General features: G+C 57.3%; 15 protein-coding genes and 3 pseudogenes. 8 read left to right on the forward strand and 10 right to left on the reverse strand.

What is annotated here, in order from left to right:
* Positions 1-158: 158 nt before the first annotated feature.
* Positions 159-628: pseudogene (locus P3T17_RS37335) on the forward strand (IS5/IS1182 family transposase); the annotation flags it as partial.
* Between the two features lie 118 nt (positions 629-746).
* Here the strand turns inward: P3T17_RS37335 and P3T17_RS37340 are convergent.
* Complete coding sequence (locus P3T17_RS37340; RefSeq protein ID WP_429411948.1) at positions 747-2,510, reverse strand: tannase/feruloyl esterase family alpha/beta hydrolase; 1,764 nt, start codon at positions 2,508-2,510, stop codon at positions 747-749.
* 981 nt (positions 2,511-3,491) lie between these two features.
* On the opposite strand from P3T17_RS37340, the gene P3T17_RS37345 reads away from it, so the two are divergent.
* Complete coding sequence (locus tag P3T17_RS37345) at positions 3,492-4,250, forward strand: FadR/GntR family transcriptional regulator (protein WP_074267498.1); 759 nt, start codon at positions 3,492-3,494, stop codon at positions 4,248-4,250.
* 115 nt (positions 4,251-4,365) lie between these two features.
* On the opposite strand, the gene P3T17_RS37350 is transcribed toward P3T17_RS37345, so the two are convergent.
* From P3T17_RS37350 to P3T17_RS37360, 3 genes are all read right to left on the reverse strand, one after another.
* Positions 4,366-4,773, reverse strand: coding sequence for a cupin domain-containing protein (locus P3T17_RS37350; RefSeq protein WP_429411954.1), 408 nt, complete (start codon positions 4,771-4,773; stop codon positions 4,366-4,368).
* A 64-nt stretch (positions 4,774-4,837) separates the two neighbouring features.
* A complete protein-coding gene (locus tag P3T17_RS37355; RefSeq protein ID WP_074267500.1) occupies positions 4,838-5,971 on the reverse strand; it encodes a mandelate racemase/muconate lactonizing enzyme family protein in 1,134 nt (377 codons plus the stop codon).
* A 35-nt stretch (positions 5,972-6,006) separates the two neighbouring features.
* Entirely contained in the window at positions 6,007-7,113 is a 1,107-nt protein-coding gene (locus tag P3T17_RS37360; protein ID WP_429289440.1) for a hydroxyacid dehydrogenase, read from the reverse strand.
* A gap of 156 nt (positions 7,114-7,269) precedes the next feature.
* On the opposite strand from P3T17_RS37360, the pseudogene P3T17_RS37365 reads away from it, so the two are divergent.
* Together P3T17_RS37365 and P3T17_RS37370 are read left to right on the forward strand one after the other, a co-directional pair.
* Positions 7,270-7,368: pseudogene (locus P3T17_RS37365) on the forward strand (3-hydroxyacyl-CoA dehydrogenase NAD-binding domain-containing protein); the annotation flags it as partial.
* A gap of 277 nt (positions 7,369-7,645) precedes the next feature.
* Positions 7,646-8,467 carry a 3-hydroxybutyrate dehydrogenase gene (locus tag P3T17_RS37370; RefSeq protein WP_290439562.1) on the forward strand — a complete coding sequence of 274 codons (822 nt, stop codon included), beginning with the start codon at positions 7,646-7,648 and terminating at the stop codon, positions 8,465-8,467.
* A gap of 1,190 nt (positions 8,468-9,657) precedes the next feature.
* Here the strand turns inward: P3T17_RS37370 and P3T17_RS37375 are convergent.
* The 6 genes from P3T17_RS37375 to P3T17_RS37400 form a co-directional block, all read right to left on the reverse strand.
* Complete coding sequence (locus tag P3T17_RS37375; RefSeq protein WP_074267504.1) at positions 9,658-11,136, reverse strand: aldehyde dehydrogenase; 1,479 nt, start codon at positions 11,134-11,136, stop codon at positions 9,658-9,660.
* 103 nt (positions 11,137-11,239) lie between these two features.
* On the reverse strand, positions 11,240-12,034 hold the full coding sequence (locus tag P3T17_RS37380; protein WP_074267505.1) for a crotonase/enoyl-CoA hydratase family protein: 795 nt from the start codon (positions 12,032-12,034) through the stop codon (positions 11,240-11,242).
* A gap of 2 nt (positions 12,035-12,036) precedes the next feature.
* Positions 12,037-13,062, reverse strand: a complete 1,026-nt coding sequence (locus P3T17_RS37385; RefSeq protein WP_074267506.1) for an acyl-CoA dehydrogenase family protein — start codon at positions 13,060-13,062, stop codon at positions 12,037-12,039.
* 22 nt (positions 13,063-13,084) lie between these two features.
* On the reverse strand, positions 13,085-14,251 hold the full coding sequence (locus P3T17_RS37390; protein WP_074267507.1) for an acyl-CoA dehydrogenase family protein: 1,167 nt from the start codon (positions 14,249-14,251) through the stop codon (positions 13,085-13,087).
* Between the two features lie 27 nt (positions 14,252-14,278).
* Entirely contained in the window at positions 14,279-15,523 is a 1,245-nt protein-coding gene (locus P3T17_RS37395) for a CaiB/BaiF CoA transferase family protein (RefSeq protein ID WP_074267508.1), read from the reverse strand.
* A gap of 132 nt (positions 15,524-15,655) precedes the next feature.
* Complete coding sequence (locus P3T17_RS37400) at positions 15,656-16,426, reverse strand: SDR family NAD(P)-dependent oxidoreductase (protein ID WP_074267509.1); 771 nt, start codon at positions 16,424-16,426, stop codon at positions 15,656-15,658.
* A gap of 1,688 nt (positions 16,427-18,114) precedes the next feature.
* Between P3T17_RS37400 and P3T17_RS37405 the strand changes: the two genes are divergently transcribed.
* From P3T17_RS37405 to P3T17_RS37420, 4 genes and pseudogenes are all read left to right on the forward strand, one after another.
* Positions 18,115-20,226 carry a hydantoinase/oxoprolinase family protein gene (locus P3T17_RS37405; RefSeq protein ID WP_074267512.1) on the forward strand — a complete coding sequence of 704 codons (2,112 nt, stop codon included), beginning with the start codon at positions 18,115-18,117 and terminating at the stop codon, positions 20,224-20,226.
* On the forward strand, positions 20,223-21,851 hold the full coding sequence (locus P3T17_RS37410) for a hydantoinase B/oxoprolinase family protein (protein ID WP_074267513.1): 1,629 nt from the start codon (positions 20,223-20,225) through the stop codon (positions 21,849-21,851). The genes P3T17_RS37405 and P3T17_RS37410 overlap by 4 nt, the downstream gene beginning before the upstream one ends.
* A gap of 115 nt (positions 21,852-21,966) precedes the next feature.
* Entirely contained in the window at positions 21,967-23,139 is a 1,173-nt protein-coding gene (locus P3T17_RS37415; protein ID WP_074267514.1) for an NAD(P)/FAD-dependent oxidoreductase, read from the forward strand.
* 125 nt (positions 23,140-23,264) lie between these two features.
* Positions 23,265-23,395: pseudogene (locus P3T17_RS37420) on the forward strand (electron transfer flavoprotein subunit beta/FixA family protein); the annotation flags it as partial.

The following is a 23,395-nucleotide window of genomic DNA, read 5'->3' on the forward strand; positions in this document are numbered from 1 at the left end:
GTTGATGGGCGGTTTGTAGAAGCTGCCGGTTCCCCGATATGGACATGGGGAGCACGGAGGCCGTTGCGACCCGCCCGCCGTTAGCGACTCATTCCGGCCGAGGGCGTGCGAAAACGCATTCATCACCTAAACTGAATCAACGCATTGAGACCGGGTGACTCCAGCGATACCTCGACATGATTGAAACTGCAGACCGAACCAGTCCGACAGGTTTCGATGTGAAGACCGTGCGCCTGTACGAGACGATCGCGCTCCTGCGCCAGCATCAGCGGTGCAAGAGAACCGGTACCGTTGGCTACAACGTCCAGACGTTCCTGATACGAAGCATCATCAGATCGTCGAACACGAGGTGAAGAATATCGGAAGCGATCACGGGTAACTCAGCAGGAGGGCTTTGTCGGCGAAGAGCGCCATGGGCAAGCCGAAGCTAAAGGTGCTGGCTGACCGGGCGTACTTCAGCGGTCCGGATATCCGTGCGTGCAAACTGGCCGGGATCAAGGCGTATGTCCCGAAACCACTTACCTCGGCATCAAGGAAGAAAGGACTCTTTACCAAGCGCGACTTCGTCTACGTTGCAAGGAACGATGAGTATCGATGCCTCGCCGATCACGGGCAACAGATCGCGCATATCCAGAAGGAGATGCACGCGGTCGATGCAGGCACACCAGCGCTATAGATTGCGGTTGATGCGCGACGCGCGGCGATAACGGGCGCGGTAGCCATTCGCGCGTCGCGGCTTGCGTTCGCTATCCCTGCACGCAGGTAAACGACGTCGCGCTGTTCACGTCACCCGCGCCGTTATAGCTAGGCCACGCCGGATACTGGCACAGCGGCCGCGTGCGTCCCGGCACGCCCGCGGTATCGGTGTCCACCTGATGTACCGGCGGCGTCCCGTGCTCGACCCAGTTCTCCAGCGCCGCGAGCGAGTCCCATGACGCGTTGAACTCGGTGCCGATCCCGTGCTGCATCCCCGGAATCTCGTAGAAGCGCACGAACGACTCGACGGCGCTAAAGCCCATCGTGAACAGCAAGCGCTGATAGTAGATCTCGGTGGCCCGCGTGCTGACGGTCTGGTCCACGGTGCCGTGCGCCATCAGCAACTTGCCACCGCGTCGCATGAAGGGCGTCAGGTTCGCATCGGTCGCGTCGAGTCCCGACAGCATGCTGATCCGCCCGGACCATTGACCGGCGAGCGCCGGATTGAACGTCAGTGAATCGAAGTTCGGGTTGCCCATCACCGTGTAGCGGACGAACTGGTCGCTGATCTGTCCGTCGAACATCGCAGTGCTCTGCAGCGGATACGACGGCTGCGTCGTACCGAGCGCGAGCTCCGTGATCGTCGCCTCGAGCGGCGAACTGCTGCCCACCCCCAGATCGGCGCCATACACGTTATAGCCCGGATACTGCGTTTCGCCGTTTTCGAGCGGATACCCAAAGACGAGCGGGGTGTTCATCGTGTTGAGCGCCGCGATCTGCCGGTCCGACAGGCACGTGTCTCCCCGTGCCGCACCGCCGGCGCAGCGCAATGGCTTGCCGTCGACATGGGCCGTCGCCGGATTGAACGTCGAGTTGCACGCCTGCACGTTGCTGATCAACCCGTCCTCGACGCCGTCGAGCCCATCGCACACCTGCATCACCGCTTTCAGGAGCAGCGCGCGCTGTGCTGTGTCGAGGTACGCGCCCGGCGCGGTGAAACCTTCCGTCGCGCGCAACTGCTGCAGGCTCAGCGTCGTGAAGTCATACGCGGGGTAGAAAGCGATCACACCGTTCCAGTCCTGTGGCCAGCGCTGCGCGACGGTCAGCGCCTCGCGGCCGCCAGTCGAGCCGCCCGCGAAGTACGCCTTGTACGGATGCGTGCCGTAATGCTTGTCGATGATCACGAGCGCGGCGTCGTGCGTCTTCTTCAGGGCTTCGCCCATGAAGTTGTCGTACGCCTCGGCGTTGACGGAGAACGCGCCGTTCACCGAGCCGTTCGTCGCCTCGTGCCCGGAATCGCTCGCGAACACCGCGTAGCCGCGCGACAACGGTCCCGGCAGATTGGCCGGCGCGCTCGGCACGTTCCCGGTCACGGCTAGAATCGAGCCGTCGAACCCGCCGCCGCCGAGCATCAGGATCTTGCCGTTCCACTGGTCCGGCAACGCGACGTTGAACAGGATATCCGGGGCGGACGGATCGACCGGACGAATCGCGCCGGCCACGAGGCAGTATGACCCGGTAGCTGTCGCTCCGGTGCCGCTCGCCGCCACCTGTGTCGTTGATGTGACGATGGCACCGGTTGTCGGCAGGCCGATCTCGCGGGCCGGGATGGTCAACCCGTTTAGTTGCGGACAGCTTGTTTTTGACGGCGGAGGTGGCCCGTGTGGTCCGCATTCCGCGTCCCGGCATGGACCATCCGTCGTCTCCGAATACGTACCGCCGCTCGACATGGCGCACAGTACAAGCACACAGAATGCACCCAGCCACGACGGCGCGCGCCCACGCGTGCGCCACAGCCTGCTTCTCGAGTTCATCGTCTTGTCTCCTTCCAATGAGGCCTGAAGACGGTGCCGGACGTTGCGGCATCAGGCCCATGCCGTAGCGTACACACGACCCTTATCCATCCCGGGTCAACTGCGCGACCACCGCGTGCACCACCATCAGCAGCGTGCTGCGCGCGATTGCCGCCCGGCCCCGCATACTCGAACCTGCCGTCAACCTGATGGAAGACCTTCGACGGCCCGTCGACGTAATGCTCGAAGGCCGTCGCATTCGCACTCTCGCCGCGGTCCGGCAGAGCCCACTGGGCTCCGTTGTTGCAGGCTAAACGGCGACGGCTTGCCCAGCATGCCCGCCGCAACGCTCGCGAAGGAGACTGTTCAATACATGATAGTCGCTAACGCGTGCGGCAAGCGGCCAAGAACGGTCCGTCGGCTCTACCGTACGAATCGTCGACAATGACTGTGTCGAAACAAACCCAGGCAGGCGCACGGGGAGCGGGAGATGAACGAGGTACTCCAGCCGATATTTATCGCTGTTGCATGGATACACGATTTCGAGACGGTTGGGATGGATACACCGTAACCGGTCTTTTAACCACGTCCCTCAGAGGTTGGGAGCAGCAGACAGTGCCCATGGCATGAACGTCTTCGCGATTACGTCCGCGAACAACTTTTCCCGTGACGCATTCTGCTCTAGGAGACGCTTTGTGGAGGGACCGGCCTGCGCGCTTCTGTTTCTCGTGCCGCATCGCGTGAACCCGATCGCACAGTAGTTGAAAACTATGTGGCCGGCGGCCGGATTCCTGCGACGGCCCGCGGACTGACCAGCATGGGCAGTTAGACGCAGCGTAAGGCCTGATCTGGTTTGACCAGATTGGGCCTTACGCGTAAGCTACATGGCGCGCTGGGTGCTTGCCCTGCGAAGCGGTGCAAGGCCCGTGAATGGTGGCTGTTGCGCCAGTCCGATGCACCTAAAGGCAATAGTGCCAGTTCTGCATATTGAGCGGTGACTGCATGATGGAAAACGTTCGTCAACTCGTCCGTCTGATTCAGGAGCGTGGTTTTGGACCGGGCGACAAGCTGCCGTCTGAACGCGAGATGTCGGAAATGTTTCGCATGAGTCGTGGAGCGCTGCGGGAAGCACTCATCCGGCTGGACACTTTGCGAATCGTCGACGCGCGGCCGAAATCCGGCATTTTTCTTCGCGCCGACTCAGCCGAAACAAGCATTGAAGCGATGGTTTTATTTGCCGAGGCCGATACGCCCCTGAGCCCTGACGAGGTGATCCAGTCCGTGGAGTTGCGGCGATTGCTTGAGGTTCAGGCGGTGAGACTCGCGTGCGAGCGCCGAACCGATGCGGACCTGAACAAGCTCTCCGCGATTCTCAAACGTTGCATCGAGGCACGTGGCGACGGTCACGCACTCGCAGCACTCGACGCGGAGTTCCATCTGGCAATCGTATCGGCCACTCAAAACGACGTCTTCGTGCGCTTCGTAAACGTCTTCTATCTGATGTCGAAGAAGCGTCGCGAGGTCTACTTTTCGTCAGACGAGCATTGCCGCAAGTCGGTTGCCGATCACCGCAAGTTGCTTGGCGCGATCGCCGCGAGAAACATTGAAGAAGCCGAGACGATACTGCGGCAGCACATTAAAGGTGTTGATGTGTACTTCCGCACGTTGTTTGCAACGGAGAATGACGAAGAACAAGGTGCGGACAAACTTGCGGCGCCGGGTCGAAAGCGCAAACGTGCCGCTACGAAAGAGTTCGCCTGAGGCAACAGACCGCCTGTCAACGGGGCAGGCAGCGCGTTTCAGCCAGACTCCGCCCGCAATCTACCTGAAGTAGAGAGTGCCGGAGGTCAAATCTTATCTGGCTCTGCGGGGTCGCTCAGGGTTTTGACGCAGGGTTCGTCGCGAAATCGCCAGGTGAAACGATTTCCAGCTGTTCGAAATCGTCACTGTTGCCTAATACCTGATGTCGCACCCCGGACGGGAAATAGCACGACGATCCCGGTACAAGGCGCACAACACCAATATCTTCGAACTCGAAGTCGATCCATCCGCGAAGTACAAACACCAGTTGGAAGGTTGTTTCATGGGTGTGCCATTCTGCCTCCCCCTGTTTGCCCGGCACCGCCCGAATTACGTGCGCAGTGTAAGCGCCGGACGTAGCCTCCTTTAAGCCTGTGTCGCGATATGTAAAATATTCTCTTAATCCATGTTCGATATCCGAACCATCTGCAGCGACGTGCCGCACCGAGGTCCTGCCAACGACGGCTTGAATTTGCTCTGACATGCTTGCTCCTTCGATTGTTGGAAATAAAATGAATCGATCACGTTGACACATATTGCCGTGAACATTAAACGAAGCTAGGCCCAGTCGAGCCGCTATGGTGGCGGATAAAATCTTCGTCAACTTCAATGCCGATTCCAGGGCGCTCGCCAGGCCGTAGCGTACCTTGGTGATCAATGTCGAAACGGAAGTCGACGAGCTGATCGCGAAGCGGATTGTGAACGGAACAGTCGGCCTCGAAATATCCTGCATTGTCGATGGAACACAGTACGTGTAGCGTGGCCGCCATGTTGATGCCCATGCTCGAGTGGCAGTGGATGGGGAGTTTTTGCGCAGACGCCATCGCAGCCACCTTTAGCATCTCCGAAACGCCGCCCACCTTGGAGAGATCCGGCTGGAGGACCGTCACGCATTCTGCGTCAATCAGTTGTGCAAACTCATATCGGGTGAAGTGATTCTCGCCGGCGGCAAGCTCGAAGCGCGACATTCGTTTCGCATCCCGGTAGCTGCGATAGTCGTGTGCAGGAAAGGCTTCTTCTAACCAACGAATGCGCGCCTCTTCAAAGTACGGTGCGACCGCATAAAAGTCCGACAGTGAATACGCAACGTTCGCATCGGTAAGTATCTCTACATCTGCGAAATGCGAGCGCACGGCTCTCACGCGGTCAATATCGGATCTCGGTGAATCCCCAATGCGGAGTTTGACGGCGGAAAATCCCCGTTCAATCATGAGGGCGACCTCTTCAACCAGCGCTCCTGGATCCTGAAATCCGAGGCAGATACCGCCCGCATACGCACGCACGTCCCGCGCGGCACCGCCAAGAAGACGGTATAGAGGCCACCCGACGGCTTTGCCGCGGATGTCCCACAAGGCGATATCTATGCCGCTCATCGCCGCGGCACAAGCCGCTCCCATGCCATGCGACGCAAGCTGATAGCGGTAGATTTGCGACCAGACGCCGTTTACGTCAGTCGCGTCAAACCCGAGTACAAGTTGCTTTAACGTCGTGTTAACCAGCGTGGCGACCGCCAGATGCGCGCGCGCATGATGGGATTCTCCCCAGCCGACGATCCCCTCATCAGTTGTGACTTTCACGACGACCGTGTCGCGCTTGACCATTTTGCCAATACCGAGGCGAACTTGATGTGCCTCCGGCACGGGCGAAGTGACCGGATATGCAATGATGTCTGTGATTTTCATATTTTTTAAGTAGCTGACAGAACAGGGCTGACTGCTCAGCGTGGGGAGCGCAGATTCCAGCGCTCCAGGTAGTGGTCCCAGATTTCCGGATTGACCAGATTCGTGGGACACCGGCCATGCAAGACATCGAGCACGGCCTGCGCCGAGCCCACACTCATGCGCGCGACACTCTCCTGGGTAAGCGCTGCTGTATGGGGCGTAACGAGCACATTGTCGCGTTGCAGGTAGGGATGGTCTGCGGCGAGTGGCTCAGGTTCGAACACATCTAGCGCTGCTCCAGCGAGCCGATTTTCACTCAGTGCCTCTAGCAATGCGGAGTCGTCGACGAGACCGCCCCGTGCGGCGTTGATGAGATAAGCCTGTGGTTTGACCAGACCAAGAAGTTGTGCATTGACCAGATGTTGCGTGGACGGCAGGAGCGGTGCGTGTAGCGTAATGAAATCGGACTCGCTGAACACGCTCTCAAGAGACGTCTGTACGATGAAATCAGGTAACGTGGCTTGGGTCGCGACGTCGTACCCGAGCACTCGCATGCCGAAACCATGGTGCAGTGCTGTTGCGACACCGAGACCGATGCGTCCAAGTCCAACGATCCCCACGGCTCGGCCCCGAAGTTCCAAGCCGTGATACGCCTGCCTGACGGACCAACCCTCGCGTTTGAGCAGGCCGGGTATGCGGTGAAAGTCGCGCGCAAGCGCGAAGAGCGCGCCGACTACATGCTCCACCACCGCCTGCGTATTCGAGTCTGGAAGATTGGCAACAGGAATGCCGGCTTCAGTCGCCTGACTAACCGGGATGAAATCAAGCCCGACGCCGTGGCGCACAATAGCCTTTAGTCGCGCGGCCTTCGTAAATATGTCATCGGGCAGGCGAACGCGCACGATCAGCGCGTCGATATCCGCCATGTATCGTCGCAGCGTGTCCGCCCGGTCATCTGGTGGAACTATCAGCTCGCACAAAGGAGCCAGCATTTCAGACCCGAGCGGATCGATTTTGCTCGTAGAAAGAACGCGAAACTTGCGATGCATGTTTATCCCTCGGTGAAGCCGCAGAAAAATGTCCTCGCACGCAAATATACGTTGTCCCATTTTTTGCCATATCTGGTACAACCAGATGGTAGTTTCAAAAAACGGCGAAGTCAATTTATCGCCCCAATCCCCTCAGGCCTCGACCCACGGACGAATCGTTGCAATCCATGCAATGTATCAGCCTGACCCGGGAAATCGAAAATTGACCTCTCAGGTCCGACCATGTAAGTTCTGGTACAACCAATATGGGGCGTGCGAAAGGAAATTGCCATGCAACGAAAAGTGGGGGTGGTTGGCTTGGGCGCGATGGGAAGGGGAGTGGCCACCTCCCTTTTGCGGGCGGGGTTTGACGTTTTCGTCAAGGACCTCGGCCTGGTCCAGCAGATAGTGAGAAGCGCGAATTTCAGCGCGGTACTCGCCGAACGTGCTTTCGGGCTTTTCCAGTCAGCGGCCGATGCTGGGCACGGGGCTGATGACGATACCGCCGGTAGTCCAGATGTACGAAGGCGCCCGAACGCCCGTGTAGCGGCAAGAGGTGCATTACGATCGGGCGGATCGATTTAGTCTTTACGTCTCACGCACCGCAATTCCGATGCAAAGTGACCGCAGTGGTCTGTACGCACTGCAATGCCGGGGCGATATCCCCATGTTTTCCCACTACTGTCTAACACTGCATATGAAAATTTCTGATTCCAGATTCCTCGCAGGCAAAGCGGCCGTCGTTACCGGATCGACGAGTGGCATCGGGCTGGGAATTGCAACCGCCTTGGCCCGTGCGGGTGCGAACCTGGTGTTGAACGGATTCGGCGACGTTAAAGAAGCCGTTGCCACGGTCGAAACGTCGGGCGTGAACGTCGTGCATCACGCCGCTGATATGACGAGGCCGGCCGAAATCGAAGCAATGATAAATTTTGCAGTCCAAACGTTTGGCGGTGTCGACATACTGGTCAACAATGCCGGAATCCAGTTTGTCGAGCGGATCGATTTGTTTCCTGTGGCAAGCTGGGATTCAATCATCGCCATCAACCTGAGTTCGGCATTTCACACAATGCGGCTCGCACTACCAGCGATGCGCGAACGGGGTTGGGGACGGGTCATCAATATCGCGTCGGTTCACGGCCTTGTCGGCTCTGTTGGGAAATCTGCATATGTAGCAGCAAAGCACGGCGTCGTTGGATTGACAAAGGTCGCCGCGCTGGAAAGCGCACGCTCAGGTGTCACGGTGAATGCTATTTGCCCCGGTATGGTGTTGACACCTCTATTGCAGAAGCAAATCGACGATTTCGCTGTGCGTGAATCGCTGTCGCCAGACGAAGCAAGTGCGAGATTTCTTGGAGAAAAACAACCCTCTCAGCAATTTGTAACTCCTGATCAAATCGGCGATCTCGCCGTATTCTTGTGCTCCCCATCCGCCAATGAGATGCGAGGATCCGCGCTGCAAATCGATGGCGGATGGAGCGCGCAATAAGGTCGCATCGAAGCGCGCATGTCATGCCACAAAATTCCGCGATGCTTCACGTCTCCCGGGTGCACTCTTCGAGACTGAAAACAAACGACTCGTAGGGTCATCCGGTGACGTGTCTCAAACCCATTTCGCACGTGCGGTTTGAGGAGACACACGCGTCGGCCGTATTCATCTCCACGTATGCATCTTCTTCCCTTGTGGCCGAGGCTACGAGTTCCGGATGTAGCCCCTCTGTCACCCACGGCGCCGCAGCAGGTAGCGCCAATCGGAATGGCAACCTCTTGCGCCACGACCGCTTCACCACTCGAGTCTTCCGCCTTCGGCGGAAGAAAGTGGATCACAAGGGCCTCGCTGTCGATCCGCTCCCACATCAGCGACTGGGGCAGTTTTGCACGGGTGCTAACAGTTAGTTACCGGTTTAGGAATTCCTTTTCATGAGTAATAAAAATACACTGCGGAGGAGATACGGTCACTTTGACAACCGGAGATAAACAGGGCCATCGAGTTGTGGGCGATCAAGGCGACAATCGATCCGCTGATAAAAAATGGTGATCAGGAATCCATAAAAGTTTAGATTTAAAAAATGCGACTAACATTACCCATACTTTATGCTATCGCGCTTGCGGGATGCGCGACCAGCTCGGACGTAACTTCGACAGAGCACGGGCACTGGGCCGTGTCGGCGCGCGGCAACCTTAACTCGGAATTTATTTCATGGGCAAGTGTAAAGAATTCGGCCACGGGCCGTGCCAAAGCGTACTGTAGTAGCCAGGGCAAGCAGGTGAGGGAAGTCGACACATCCACTGACGGCATGATGCGTTTATCGCGTGACCAGGTCACAGTCGTCTTTGACTGTGTTTAGGTAGCGCGCGGCGGCCCTTGACGTCAGTGCCACACACTTCCCGTTGCTCGCGGTCTATCGCCACGTGAAAGGTCTGGCCCTTGTCATCGAGGTTACCTCTTCCGGCCAGGTCTGATTCAAGGGGCGCAGCCGTTATATTTCATTGACTCGCGCAGGCCGTACACGCAGCCAGAAGTCGTATCCATCAAAATGAGCTCATCGTAGGAAGGGGTACTTCAGCATCCGAATCCCGGGAAGCTGTTCGAGCCCATGTCGTTTCGCGGTTGGCTAGGATCACTCGCCATCTCGAACTGATGAACTGGGTCTCGCGTGCAACCTGGTCTCACTAGATTCAGCGCAATATGAACGGGTTTGTCGTCTTGACGCCGCTGTTGATCCAGACACTCTTGGTTTGTAGGTATTCCCTGATCGCGTCGATACCGTTCTCACGGCCCAGACCGGACTCTTTGTATCCCCCAAATGGCGACATGTAGCTGACAGCGCGATAAGTGTTCACCCACACGATGCCAGCTTGAATCTTCTCTGACATGCGAATTGAGCGACCGATGTCTTTTGTCCATACCCCCGAACCCAAGCCGAAACGGACGTCGTTTGCGATCGAAACGGCCTCGTCCTCGTTCTTGAACTTGATAACAGAGAGAATCGGGCCAAAGACTTCTTCCTGTGCAATGCGCATACTGTTGCTGACATTTCCGAAAATGGTAGGCTCAACGAACCATCCATTCCCACATTCAGGCGCGGTGCCCGGCTTGCCGCCCAGCAGCAGTGTCGCACCATCCTGCTTTGCTATATCGATATAGGAGAGGACTTTCTTATACTGCGGTCGAGTGGTCACGGGGCCAACTTGTGTATCCGGGCTTGACGGATCCCCCATTCGCGCAGTGCGAGCGAGGGTCAGCAGCCTATCTACAAATTCGTCGTAAATGCTTTCCTGAACAAGAAGACGTGATCCAGCGATGCACGTCTGACCCGTTGCCGCGAAGATGCCGGACACCGCACCGTTCACAGCATCTTCGAGGTCCGCATCCTCGAATACGATATTCGGAGATTTACCGCCGAGTTCAAGGCTGACGTGCTTGAACTGACGTGCCGCTGCTTCGTTAACGGCTCTGCCGGTCGTCTCGGCACCGGTGAACGTGATTTTCTTGACCAGCGGATGTTCGACCAGGGGGGCTCCGACATCGGCGCCAAAGCCGGTGACGACGTTGATTACTCCCGGCGGAAAACCAGCTTCCTCGAACAGCTTCGCAAATTCAATCGTTGAGACGGATGTGAATTCCGATGGCTTGATGACAACAGTGCAGCCCGCAGCAAGTGCGGGAGCGATTTTCCAGGATGCCAAAAGGAGAGGCGAGTTCCATGGCGTGATGGCGGCAACCACGCCCAGAGGTTCATGACGAGTAAAGTTGAAAAAGCCCTTTTTATCGAGCGGAATAACGCTTCCCTGAATCTTGTCGGCGAGGCCGCCAAAGTAATAGTACCACTGCGGGATGTACTGGCATTGGGCATACATCTCGGCCATGAGTTTGCCGTTATCGCGTACCTCAAGTTCGGCGAGCCGCCTGGCGTCGCGTGCGATCAGGTCACCAACACGGTGTAGCAGCATGCCTCGTTGACTTGCAGACATTTGCGCCCATGGCCCTGAGACGAATGCGGCGTGAGCCGCATTCACGGCATGATCGACATCAGTGCGGCTTCCTCTGGCGACCTCTGCCCAGGCTTCACCTGTAAAGGGGTTTTCTGTTTCGAACCATTCGCCGTTCACCGAAGCGCGGGACTCACCATTGATGTACATTTGGTAACGTTGCATAACTTCTTCTCCGTATGAGATGGCCCCTTGCTCAGTGTGTCGTCGCGGGGACTTAGCGATAGTAAATTTGCACTTGGCGGTTATTTCTCGGCGTACGCAGAGGTCACTCCGGGAATCGAGGGGCGCGTTTCTCGATGAACGCCGTCACTGCCTCGCGGTGCTCCGGTGACTTGTGCGCCAGGGCCTGCATAGTCGCCGACATTTCGAGTATCGTATCCAGTCCACTATCTTGACTTTCGCGCATCAGCCGTTTGGTCATTCGCAGCGTTGCCCCGGGGTGGCGAACGATTCGGGCAGCAAGCTTTTGGGCCGCTTCCAGCAGGTCCTCCGATGAAACGACCTGAGAAACGAGGCCAATCCGTAGTGCCTCATCGGCGCTGAGCATGTCGCCAGTGAAAGCCATTTCGGCCGCGCGAGAACGACCGATAGTTCGGGTCAACAACCATGCACCGCCATCCCCCGGAACAATTCCGACCTTGATGAAGCTCTCGGCGAAAGTTGCTCTCTCCGAAGCGATGCGGATATCGCACATACAACTAAGGTCGCAGCCAGCACCAATGGCTGGGCCGTTCACTGCGGCAATGGTTGGGACATCCAGACCGTAGATGGCACGCGTGAGGCGCTGTATTCCGGTGCGATACTCGATTGCGATCTGCGCTTGAGTGAGCTCGTCATCGAAATATCGCCGCATGTCCTTGAGGTTACCCCCGGAACAGAACATACCGTTATATCCGGTAATGATGACTGCCCGTATGGACACGTCGCTGTTGATCCGATCGCATTCAGCAAGAAACTCCGGTATGGCCGTATTGCCCGTGAGCGCGTTGCGCGTGTCTGGCGCATTCATTGCCAAGGTAAGCACTGCACCGTCGCGTGTGACTTCAAGAAAGTTGGTCATGGTCATAACTCACTGGTTGAGTCGGCGTACGACGCACTGGGCGGAATTGCGTTTCGAACAAAATCGAGAGCAGAATCGTTGCCACCAAGCCAAGCCGCGCCGATCTCGGCATACCAGGCCGTTTCGGCTCCGAATGCGCGACGCCACGCGTGCAACCTGCGCGTGTATAGATTCAGGTCGTGTTCAGCCGTAATGCCGATTGCTCCATGGACGGCGTGGGCGATACTGGCAGCAGTAGCTGCGGCCTGACTCGCGTAAGCTTTAGCTATTGCGACGCCGCTGGCGATTGGTGTCGCACTCGACGGAGAACACGCCAATCGGGAAGCCATTCGTGCTGCAAAGGTCAGTTCTGCCAATACACTGACCTGTTGCTGGATTGCCTGAAACTTGCCTATGGGGCGACCGAACTGTGAGCGTTCGTTTGCATGGGAAATCGTCATTTCCAGCACTTTTTCCAGCGCGCCGGAGATCAACAGCGCGGTGACAGCGGCACCAGACATTCGCGTTCCGTTGCAGAAAAGAGGGATCGAGCGAGGCCGCTTTGACCACGTCGCCGACGCGTCGAGACTTCCCTCAATGCCGTCACTTTCGACATCGGCGGCTTCAAGTGACCACAACTGGCAAAGCCCGCTTTCCTCCACCATGATCCATTCACTGACGTGACCGAACGGTACATTGTCACAATGGAACACGTCTCCGGTGTGCCTGACAGCGCTTGCCGCAATCGTAACGGGACCCGCGAGCGTCTCGAGGTTTTTGCGGTCGAGCAACGCACGCACGAGCATGGTGTACGCCAAAGGCACGGGAAGGGCATATCGGCCGCATGCAGCAATCAGTGGTGATGCATCGAGCAGCGATAGTCCGGCGCCGCCGGCGCTCTCGGGCACTAGCAGGTCTGCAAAGGCGCTCTCGGTCAGCGCTTCCCAGAGGCCGGAAAAGCTTTCTCCTGACTCGATTTGCCGGACGGTACTTGCCGGGCACTCGCCCGCGAGAAGGCGATCAAATGAGTCTGCAAAAATATCGTTCATGCGAGGTCTCCTTCCGGCAGATTTAGCGCAGACCCAAACCACGGGCAATCATTCCGCGCAAAATCTCGCGCGTACCGCCCCGGAGAGAGAACGAGGGCGCGACGTGTGTGATGTATGCGAGTGTCTGAAGCAACTCCGGGGATGGCGGCCCGTCGTGTCCGGTTCTGCTGTCTACTGCCGACACGAGGTCGGCGATCACAGCGGGCACTAGCTGTTCGAACTCCGTGCCGAGGTCTTTCGTCAACGCGGCCACGGTCGCCGGACTTTCACCTGCCTGAAGTTTCGCGACGATTGAAATGGACATTGCCCGAAGCGTGACAAGCGAACTCAGAAGTCGGCCTGCTGCGACGTATTCGAGACGATCGATTGCTCCACACCGCCGCAGATAGCTAGCCCACTCATTCAGCAGCACGATGCTGGAATAGATCCGTTCAGGACCGCTGCGCTCAAAGGCCAGTTCGGCGGTCACCTGTCGCCACCCATCCCCTTCTGTTCCAATGAGGGCGTCTCCGCCAAGATGCACATCGTCGAAAAACACTTCACAGAAGTGGCTGTCGCCTGTTAGATCCCTGATTGGCCGCACGACCACCCCTGGAAGCGAAAGATCGACAATGAGCTGCGAAAGACCTTTCTGGCGGTCCTCCGGCGATCCCGAGGTCCGCACTAGTGCGATCATGTAATGTGATCGATGCGCCTGCGTTGTCCAGATTTTTTGCCCAGATAGAATCCAGCCGTCACTCGTGCGGCGTGCCTGGGTACGGACACTCGCCAAATCGGATCCAACATTGGGCTCGCTCATGCCGATGCAAAAGAACGCTTCGCCTCGGCTGATGCGGGGCAGATAAAATTGCTTCTGGGCTTCAGTTCCGTACGACAAGATGAGCGGGCCGCTTTGACGGTCGGCAATCCAGTGGGCACCGACCGGTGCCCCCGCGTTAAGTAGTTCTTCTACAAGAACAAAGCGAGAAAATGCACCCAGTTCTGCGCTTCCGTAGCTGCGCGGCAACGTTAAACCGAGCCAGCCACGGCGGCCCAAGGCTCGACTAAATTCTGCGGAGAAGCCCATCCAAGAGCGGGCACGTTGGTTCGCCGGAACATTCATGAGGTGCTCGGCCAGGAAGGCGCGAACCTCGCTGCGTAAGGCTTCCGCTTCGTCCGGGAGACAGACATAGTCAAGTGATTCGATCATGGTTTCACCGTCGGGTTTGGATAGTCCTCAGATAACGTTTTCGGAGGTGAGACGGGCCAGCACTTCAGGGGTGAGATTGAGGACCGTTGAAAGCACGTCGTTGGTGTGCTCGCCCAGGAGGGGCGGGGGCAACCGATATTCCACGGGCGTGTCCGACAGCCGCACCGGGCTGGCAAGGAGGGGGAGAGGCCCCGCCTGGGTATGCTCCATTTCGATTTTGAGGTTGCGGTGGATGACCTGAGGATCGCGGAATACGCGATCAAGCGTGTTGACGGGTCCACTTGGCACACCAGTCGATTCGAGTTGGGCGAGCCAGGTGTCTGTCGTACGTTGAACGGTAATGTCGCGCAGGGTCTGGACTAGCTCGTTGCGATTCGCGACGCGAGCGGCGTTAGACGCGAAGCGACTGTCGGACAGCAGTTCCGGCCGTTCAAGCACCGCACAGAGCTTTGCAAACTGGGTGTCGTTACCGATAGCCAGGATCATGTTCCCATCGGCAGTCGGAAAGTCCTGGTAGGGAACTACGTTCGGGTGAGCGTTGCCGAGGCGTCCTGGAATGACACCGCCATGAAGGTAGTTCATAGCCTGATTAGCGAGGCAGGCCACCTGGACATCGAGCAGACTCATGTCGATGTGCTGACCGCGACCCGTGCCGCTCCGGGCGGCAAGTGCACCCAAGATTGCGATGGCTGCATATAGCCCGGTCATAACATCCGTCAAAGCCACGCCGACCTTCATCGGGCCACCACCCGGCTCGCTATCGCCATGACCGGTGATGCTCATCAGGCCACCCATGGCCTGGATCAGAAAGTCATAGCCTGGCCGAGGCGCGTAGGGGCCAGTTTGTCCAAAGCCAGTAATCGAGCAATAGATGAGACGTGGATTAATAGCGCTTAGGGACGCGTAGTCGAGACCGTACTGCTTGAGGCCACCTACCTTGAAGTTCTCGATAACAATGTCCGATTTCGCTGCTAGTTGCCTCACAAGCTCCTGACCTTCGGGGCGGGTGAAGTCGATAGTGACGGACTTCTTGTTGCGATTCGTGCACATGAAATAGGCCGACTCTCGGGTCAGTTCGCCGTTTGCGTCCTTCACGTAAGGCGGCCCCCAAGTGCGCGTGTCATCACCAGTATTGGGACGCTCAACTTTGATGACTTCTGCACCCATGTCTCCAAGCGTCTGAGCCGCCCATGGACCCGCCAACACGCGCGACAGGTCTAATACTCTAATCTCAGACAATGCACTGGCCATTTTGTCTCCTCCGTCCTTCATACTCAGTATTGAAATTTTCTGCTTTGGCTGCGAGCTACCTGTTGCGTGGCTTCGGACATCATGGTGGCGCTCCCTTCCTGTCGGCAGACCGTCACGTCAACATGCGTGTCAGACGACAGTGTCTAGCCACTGTCAGCAGGTGTAGTTGAGACCCATACGGCCGCCATCTGCGAAGATGATTTGTCCGGTGATATAGGATGACTCATCACTCGCGAGGAACACGGCGATCGAGGCCATTTCCTCCGGTTGGCCGAGCCTACCCATCGGTGTGCGTGACATGATCTTCGCCATGGCTTCTTCGGACGACAACACGGTCGATCGCACGAGCTCAGTTTCGATGGTGCCAGGACCGATTGCATTCACGCGGATGCCATGAGGAGCTAGCGTGACCGCCATGTTTCTCGTCAGCTGGTTGATGCCGCCCTTCGAGACGTTGTAGACCAGGATGCTGGGAATCGTCATGACGGAATTGACCGAGGACATGTTGATGATCACCCCCGTGCTCTTATTGGCCAGAAGGTGGCGTGCCACTTCCTGACTCGCCACAAATGCCGATTTCAGATTGACGTTGAGCGTCCGGTCATATTCCTCTTCGGTGATGTCAAGCAGATCCTGCGGCGTTGCCACGCCTGCACTGTTAAGCAGAACATCGATGGTGCCCATCGTGTCAATAGCCGACTTCACCAGTTCCCGGACCTGTTTCGAATCACCCGCATCTGACACGAAGAAGCTTGCCTTATAGCCGGCCTCCTGAAGTTTTTCAGCGAGCGCAAAGCCGGCCTGGGCGTTGATATCGGAGAAACAGACTTCTGCTCCAGCAGCGGCAAATCGTTCTACACACGCCTTGGCAATGCCCTTCGCACCCGCAACCACGAGTGCCTTTCTACCTTCGAGGGATTTCATCTTCGTGCTCCCGATTCGGTGAATTTTCCTGTCGCGGGCCGCGACGACTCGACTGGAGGTTCTCGGAGTCGTTGTCGCGAAAGTTTCTGGCAGAGAATATTTCGCAATGAATTTGTTCTCATGCGAGACTAATGGTCTGAATGGAGAACAGTCTATTTCACCCAATCAGGGATGTCAACGCGCAAGAAATGTGCGGCGTCGACGCGGGAAACGCGGGCACCCGATGTATGGTGGGGAGGAGTGCGAGACAAAGGACCACGACGAGACCGTGGGGCAGGGTCATTACCAGGGCGGGTAAACCGCAGGCGCGGGAGTCTGATAGCGGAAAAAGCGGTAGCGGGGTAGCTGTTGACGCACCGCTAGGGCATATCCAAAGCCAGCGTGTCCTGAAGGAAGCGGATACGTAAGGAATGTCCAAGGAATATAAACACTCGGTTTTGAAGGATTCAAGCTGGCGTCTGCCGTCGTTGCCCACCGACGGTGTCCGGAAGTCGCGCAACCCGCGATGGATGCGCGTACCCGTCGCTAACCAAGCGTAGATCGCGGTTTCCGACACCTCTTGCCGCGATGTGGCTCTAGCGATGCAGTGCCTTTGCCCTAGGCGGCGATTGGTGTGGTTGACACCCGACGGCGATGTCTTTCGGTGGGAGTGGTTTGGATGCGTTCAGGATTGGGGATTTCATATCATGAAATTTATCGGCATCTTGAATTATTACTTCGCACTCCTCTATAAATGCCACGCGCATATAGGTTGCCGAAAGTCGTTTTAGACGGGACTCTGGCGCCAGTCCGACAACCCCACCGCGGCCCCTAACAAAAGCCAGACCAGGACTGTCCGGATCTCCGGGCATTGGTGCCTTGTTTTGTCAGTCGAATCGGCCCGCCGGGGTAGCGTGCCAGCCACAACGCTGTCACGAGCGGCGCATCTATGTGCGCTCGAGTCGTATTCTAGGGGTATCCCCCTGACGCTGTATCTACCGCGAGGCCATATCGTCACAACGTTAGGGTTTGCGCTGACCTTTACAGAATTTAGTTGTTTTCAGAAAAATTCCCCGCCTATAATTGAATTGTGGTCCGATATGAAACTTATGGTCCGAATACGGAACATCATCGTCGGTACTCACGAGGTAGGCCGCATCGTTCCGAGCTTGAGCTTGAGCCCGCGCTTTCCATTGACCATCAGGCTATTCGAGGGATTCGCAAAATGTCCGAGTTCTCGCAATTCCGCAGGCGACTTTTGGTCGTTGGCGTCGCGTTATCAGCGCACTCCGATACGTAAGTTTCCTGCCCCGAGTTGAAAATTGGCAGTTGAAGGAGACGAAGGTGAATGTAGCAGCGAGATCATTGCGTTTGCAGGTCGAGAAATGGCTTGTGCCGACTCTTTCGACACCGGTTCGGGTGACCCGATTCAGTCGCACGCGCTCGAATCAGAGGTGCTATGTGCGTGTCGAAATACTCCGACCTGCAGGCTCGGTTGGACTCTTTTTTTTCAGGCACGACGACGGCGCATGGTGTGTGTTCCCGCCTGAGACCGGACGCGTGGCGATGCGCTCGGCGCCATGAGCTATCCGGTAGCGGTGACTGTACGACATGCATTCGCGTGGTGGTTCTCGAAGCCAGTATTGACGTGAGTACATGCGCTTCAATCGCGAGCTTTTGAGAGTCAGCCAACCTATTAAGGGCATTACATGAGCACGAAAGACAGAAAATCTCGCGTGAGATTGTCATCTGATATAGGCGGTACTTTTACAGACATCGTAGTGGAGCGTGATGGCGAGCGACTCACAAGCAAGGTGCTGACGACGCCTGGCGAGCCGGAGCGAGCAGTGATCGACGGCACACTTTCCTTGCTCGCGGAGCATGAAATCTCCCCGTCTGACGTCGATCTTTTCATTCACGGAACGACACTCGCGACCAATGCGATTATCGAGCGCAAGGGTGCATTGACCGCTGTTATCGGCACGGAAGGTTTCAGGGACACCCTGGACATCGCCGACGAAGGACGCTTTGATCAATACGACATTTTCATCGACAAACCCGCGGCGCTGATTCCGCGGTCGCGTCGATTCACAGTGATTGAGCGTGTCAACGCGCGCGGCGACGTCGTATTGCCACTTGACGACAAGTCGGTTCACGCATTGGCTCCCGAGCTCAGGCGTATGGGGATCAAGAGCGTCGCGGTTGCGTTGCTGCATTCGTATGCCAACCCGCAGCACGAACAGCGCGTTCGGGAAATCCTTGCAGAACAGTGTCCCGACATTGCCGTCACTCTCTCGTACGAAGTTTGTCCCGAAGTGCGCGAATACGAACGGACCTCGACAGCAGTTGCAAACGCCTATGTGCAGCCGCTGATGGCGGGGTATCTGCAGCGGCTCGGAAAGGAGCTCGTAACACGTGGTTTCGATTGCCCGGTGTACCTGATGACGTCGGGTGGTGGCCTGACGACCCTTGAGACTGCCGCACGTTTCCCGATCCGCCTGGTGGAGAGCGGTCCGGCGGGCGGTGCCATCCTTGCGTCGTACGTTGCGGCCCAATGTGACGAGCACAAGGTCGTCTCGTTCGACATGGGTGGTACCACGGCGAAGATCTGTCTCATCGAAGATCAGAAACCTCAATCGTCCCGCACCTTCGAAGTCGACCGCGCAGCGCGATTCCTGCGTGGTAGTGGACTGCCGTTGCGCATTCCCGTGATCGAAATGATAGAGATCGGTGCAGGGGGGGGGTCCATTGCCCATGTCGACACATTGAAGCGCATTGCGGTCGGGCCCGAGAGCGCAGGCTCCGAGCCGGGGCCCGCCTGTTATGGTCGCGGTGGAGAAGAGCCAACGGTCACGGATTCGAATCTTTGCATCGGTCGAATCGATCCCGATCGTTTTGCTGGCGGCAAGATGAAGCTCTATCCGGACCGCTCGGCAGCCGCCCTGACACGAGCGATCGGGCAGAAGCTCGACCTTTCCGTGCACCACTCGGCCTACGGTGTCCTTGAAATGGTCGATGAAAACATGGCCAATGCTGCACGAGTGCACTCTGTGGAACGCGGCAAAGACATCGCGACACATACGATGATTGCCTTCGGCGGTGCGGCACCCCTGCACGCGGCTCGTCTTGCCGAGAAGCTGGGAATGAGAAGGGTGATCATCCCGGCAAACGCCGGTGTGGGATCTGCGGTCGGGTTTCTCCGGGCGCCGATTGCTTTCGAGGTCGTACGAAGCCGCTACATGACGTTGTCGACATTCGATGCGGGTCAGGCCAATCGACTCATCGACCAGATGCGTCAGGAGGCCAGTGCAGTTGTGCGCGCCGGTGCGGGCGACAGCGAACTTGTGGAAGTATGCGAAGCATTCATGCGCTACAAGGGCCAAGGACACGAGATCGTGGTGCGTGTGCCGGCGCGCGAGTTGACGGCAGGCGATGCGGAGTCGCTTAGAGATGCTTTCGAAAAGGAATATATCGCATTGTTCTCGCGTGCAATTCCACACGCAATTGTCGAAATACTGACTTGGACGTTTTCGGTTAGCACGATAGCGGAAAAGCCCGATATCACGCGAAGGGGACCGGTGACGGCGACAGAGGCAACACCGGTCGGTGAACGAACCCTGTTCGACCCGGACTCGGACAAATCGATCACCGTTCCGGTCTATGCGCGAGAACAGATGGAAGTCGGCAACACGCTTACTGGGCCGGCCATTATCGCTGAATATGAGACGACGACGTTCGTGCCAGCGACCTTTAGCGCGTCCGTCAACGATCGACTCTGCATTGTGCTCGAGAAGAGCGTCTCCCAGGGAGAGTCAAGATGAAATCGGAAGTCAGGCAAGGTGGACTGTACGAGATCCGCCGTCAGATCATGTGGAACAGACTGCTGGCGGTCGTCGAAGAGCAGGCGCAGACGCTGCTGCGAACTGCGTTCAGTACGATTGTGCGCGAGTCAGGAGACCTCTCGGCAGGCGTATTTGATCTTCAAGGACGCATGCTGGCGCAGGCTGTGACGGGTACCCCTGGCCACGTCAACTCAATGGCCGAATCGGTTGGCCACTTCCTCAAGGCGTTCCCCGCAGATAGCATGAAGGCAGGGGACGTATATTGTACGAACGATCCATGGAAGGGAACGGGCCACCTGAATGATCTCGTGGTGGTGACGCCAGCCTTCCACGACGGCACCTTAGTCGCATTGTTCGCGTCGACAAGCCATCTGATGGACATTGGGGGAATCGGGACGGTTCCAGACGGGACAGATGTCTTCATGGAAGGGCTTGCAGTGCCATTCATGAAGCTTTTTGACGCGGGTGTGCTCAACGAGACGTTGATGGCTATTTTCAAAGCCAACACACGTACACCGGTCGACACGGAGGGAGATATCTATTCCCTTGTGAATTGCAATGCAATCGGTGCGCGGCGGCTTTCGGACATGATGCGGGAGTTCAACCTGGACAGCCTTGACGAACTCGGCCGACATATTCTCGAAAGCTCGCGTGCCGCGGTGCTGGCCGCAGTCAAGGAGCTGCCGAAGGGGTCATGGACAAGCTCCATGACGATCGACGGGTACAGCGAGCCTGTTACGTTGACTGCGAGGACGACGATCACGGAATCGGGAATTGCTGTTGACTTTGCCGGCTCCTCGCCAGCATCGGGAAAGGGCATCAACTGCCCGATGTCCTATACCAAAGCTTATGCAATTTTTGGACTGTCTTGCGCGGTTGCGCCGCATATACCTAACAACGCGGGCTCACTATCCTTGTTTGACGTAGTTGCGCCAGAAGGTTCTATTGTTAATGCGCTGAAACCTTCACCCGTAGCGTCACGGCACATTGTTGGCCAGATGCTTCCTGATGTCGTGTTCGGCTGTTTGCACCAGGCGATTCCCGACCGCGTTCCCGCTGAAGGAACATCGTGCATTTACCTTATGACTTTCCGTGGACGCGACGGCGGTAGCAACGGCGCTTTCGCCAGTAGCATTGTGACAAACGGTGGCGTCGGCGCGCGTCCGGGTAAAGACGGGCTAAGTGCGACTGCGTACCCAAGCGGCGTTAAAGGCACGCCGATCGAGATTGTGGAAACCACGACGCCGTTGATGTTCTGGAAGAAAGAGCTGCGACCCGGTTCCGGGGGGGCAGGTCAATGGCGCGGCGGTAACGGCCTCGATATCGAAATCGAGAATATTTCTTCCAGCCCTATAGAACTTCTGGCTGCTTTTGACCGGATAGAACATCCTCCTCGTGGCCGTAACGAAGGTCAGGACGGTGCAAGCGGATACCTTGGCATGCGTGACTCTGACAGGGTGATGGCAGGAAAGGGAACGCAGGTCATCCAGCCCGGCGAGGTTATTCAATTACGCACGCCGGGTGGCGGGGGCATTGGAAACCCGAAGTTGCGGGACAAAACCGCAGAACGGCTCGACGTTGAAAACGATCTCGTGATCCGGTAGTGGCTTTGGTAGACGAGTCGGCGACTCGCTGTCTCTTGCGCAATAGGGGACGGCTGATCGCAATCGCCCACGTAATCCGGAATCACCACTTAGTTAGCAATAGGAGGAAGCGAAAGTGGCTCAGAAAGTCGTAATCATTGGCGGCGGAGTGATTGGCAGTGCAGTGGCCTATTTTCTATTGGCGAATGAACCCGGCCTCTCCGTCACGGTCCTGGAGCGCGATCCGAGCTATGCTCGCTCGTCTTCTGCGCTTTCTGGATCCGGGATTCGCCAGCAGTTTTCGACTGCGGTGGCTGTTCAGATGTCGGGCTTCGGGCTCGAATTTCTTCGGTCCATGCCAGAACTTCTTGATGTGAACGGATCGAAACCGACGGCCAGTCTGCATGAAGGCGGATATCTGTTTCTTGCGGGTCGGCAGGGGGCCGATGTCCTGCGAGAGAACTGCGCAATGCAGAATAGTCTTGGAGCCAACATTGCGTTTCTGGATTGCAAGGGCCTGGTTGAGCGGTTTCCGTGGCTGAACGTGGACGATCTGGAAGCGGGTTCGTACGGGGTCTCAGGTGAAGGCTGGTTCGATAGCTACGGTGTGCTTCAAGCACTAAGGAAAAAGGCCCAGGCGCTAGGTGCCCGCTACTTTCCATTGGAAGTTGTCGCTGTGCGTAGGCAAGCTCGCCGGGCCACCGGAGTCGCGACGTCCTCCGGCGAGGAGTTTGAATGTGACACGTTGGTTAATGCAGCCGGGCCGTGGGCTAGAAACATCGCAGCGATGCTCGATATTGATCTCCCTGTGCACGCGCGCCGTCGGAGCATTTTCAACGTTTCATCCCCTGCTGTCCTAGAACGCGCTCCTCTCCTGATTGACCCTACTGGCGTCTGGTTTCGACCCGAAGGCAACGGTTACCTTTGCGGTATCGCACCCAAGCCAGAGAATGACCATGATGATTTGCCCCTGCACGAAGTAGATCACGCACTTTTCGACGAGATCGTGTGGCCCAAACTCGCAGAACGGGTTCCCCAGTTTGAGGCGCTCAGAGTCGAGAGTTGCTGGTCTGGCTATTACGAGTACAACGTATTTGATCAAAACGCCATCATCGGATACCACCCCGATGTCGAGAATTGCGTTTTTGCAAATGGTTTCAGTGGTCATGGTTTGCAACATGGACCTGCAACGGGACGTGCTGTGAGCGAGCTGATCAGAAATGGTCGCTATACAACGTTGGATGTTTCTTCTCTCGGTTGGTCCAGGGTGTTGGAAAACCAACCGATTGTCGAGAAAAACGTCGTGTGACAAGCATCCGGATATAAGGGGAAGACACGCGCTGACGGCGCGAAACGCCGTCAGCGCGTGTCTGGACGCGTACTTGCGGAGAGCGACGCTGCGATTCAGTCGTGTGCGGCGATGAGAGGACATACATGAAAGTATTGGTGCCGGTGAAGAGAGTGGTCGATTACAACGTGAAAGTCCGGGTGAAATCGGATGGCACGGGCGTCGACATTGCGAATGTAAAGATGTCGATGAATCCGTTCGACGAGATCGCCGTGGA

The sequence above is a fragment of the Paraburkholderia sp. GAS82 genome (assembly GCF_050436285.1).
Classification (GTDB): Bacteria; Pseudomonadota; Gammaproteobacteria; order Burkholderiales; family Burkholderiaceae; genus Paraburkholderia; species Paraburkholderia phenazinium_B.

Coding starts and splice junctions, on each gene's coding strand:
- P3T17_RS37340 (WP_429411948.1), bottom strand. CDS start 2,510: ATGAACTCGAGAAGCAGGCTGTGGCGCACGCGTGGGCGCGCGCCGTCG.
- P3T17_RS37345 (WP_074267498.1), top strand. CDS start 3,492: ATGATGGAAAACGTTCGTCAACTCGTCCGTCTGATTCAGGAGCGTGGT.
- P3T17_RS37350 (WP_429411954.1), bottom strand. CDS start 4,773: ATGTCAGAGCAAATTCAAGCCGTCGTTGGCAGGACCTCGGTGCGGCAC.
- P3T17_RS37355 (WP_074267500.1), bottom strand. CDS start 5,971: ATGAAAATCACAGACATCATTGCATATCCGGTCACTTCGCCCGTGCCG.
- P3T17_RS37370 (WP_290439562.1), top strand. CDS start 7,646: ATGTTTTCCCACTACTGTCTAACACTGCATATGAAAATTTCTGATTCC.
- P3T17_RS37375 (WP_074267504.1), bottom strand. CDS start 11,136: ATGCAACGTTACCAAATGTACATCAATGGTGAGTCCCGCGCTTCGGTG.
- P3T17_RS37380 (WP_074267505.1), bottom strand. CDS start 12,034: ATGACCAACTTTCTTGAAGTCACACGCGACGGTGCAGTGCTTACCTTG.
- P3T17_RS37385 (WP_074267506.1), bottom strand. CDS start 13,062: ATGAACGATATTTTTGCAGACTCATTTGATCGCCTTCTCGCGGGCGAG.
- P3T17_RS37390 (WP_074267507.1), bottom strand. CDS start 14,251: ATGATCGAATCACTTGACTATGTCTGTCTCCCGGACGAAGCGGAAGCC.
- P3T17_RS37395 (WP_074267508.1), bottom strand. CDS start 15,523: ATGAAGGACGGAGGAGACAAAATGGCCAGTGCATTGTCTGAGATTAGA.
- P3T17_RS37400 (WP_074267509.1), bottom strand. CDS start 16,426: ATGAAATCCCTCGAAGGTAGAAAGGCACTCGTGGTTGCGGGTGCGAAG.
- P3T17_RS37405 (WP_074267512.1), top strand. CDS start 18,115: ATGAGCACGAAAGACAGAAAATCTCGCGTGAGATTGTCATCTGATATA.
- P3T17_RS37410 (WP_074267513.1), top strand. CDS start 20,223: ATGAAATCGGAAGTCAGGCAAGGTGGACTGTACGAGATCCGCCGTCAG.